The 255-nt window shown below is 66.7% G+C and carries 1 protein-coding gene; it reads right to left on the bottom strand.

Annotated features, from left to right (window positions below; genetic code table 11):
- Positions 1-247 (bottom strand): Phenylacetic acid catabolic protein (locus AB3X96_RS42955; RefSeq protein ID WP_368594463.1); only part of this gene is annotated, 247 nt, incomplete at its 3' end.
- Positions 248-255: the final 8 nt, after the last annotated feature.

Raw genomic sequence — 255 nt, 5'->3', positions numbered from 1 at the left:
GCTCGGCGCGGAAGTACGCGTAGTCGTCCTCGCTGCGCTGACGGCCGGTGAGCTGCTGCTCGAGCGTGGCCGCGTGCGTGTACAGCAGGCGCGCCTGGCCGATCAGGTCGAGGCTCATGTTCGACAGTGCGATGTCCTCTTCGAGGATCGGGCCGTGGCCGCACCACTCGCTGTTGCGCTGACCGAGGATCAGCGCGGTATCGGCGAGGCGCAGCACGTACTGCAGATGTTCGGGCGTGATGGACAGAGTGGTCA

It is taken from the genome of Paraburkholderia sp. BR13439, from assembly GCF_040948805.1.
Taxonomy (GTDB): Bacteria; Pseudomonadota; Gammaproteobacteria; order Burkholderiales; family Burkholderiaceae; genus Paraburkholderia; species Paraburkholderia youngii.
The sequence above is the reverse complement of the archived record's forward strand: the minus strand, read 5'-3'. Positions and strand labels throughout refer to the sequence as shown.